The following is a 207-nucleotide window of genomic DNA, read 5'->3' on the forward strand; positions in this document are numbered from 1 at the left end:
GGACCTCGTAGCGGCCGTCGGCGGTCCGGACGAGCGAGCCGACCCGGGCGGTGAAGTCGCCGTCGCGCAGGACGGCCCCGGGGATGACCGGCATCCCGGCGCGGATCGCTTCCCGGGTGGCTTCGGCGTCGCCGGCCGGTTCGTCACCCGGGGTCGCGGAGTCGGCGGGGCGGGGCGCGCCGGGCAGGCCCGCGGCCCAGGCCTGCT

1 protein-coding gene is annotated in these 207 nt (G+C 80.2%); it reads right to left on the reverse strand.

The genetic code is table 11. The features are described from left to right. Positions 1–207: hypothetical protein (locus G3I65_RS37105; RefSeq protein WP_203612625.1), on the reverse strand; the 207-nt coding region annotated here is incomplete at both ends.

The organism is Amycolatopsis sp. SID8362 (assembly GCF_010550475.1).
In the GTDB taxonomy this organism is placed as follows: domain Bacteria; phylum Actinomycetota; class Actinomycetes; order Mycobacteriales; family Pseudonocardiaceae; genus Amycolatopsis; species Amycolatopsis eburnea.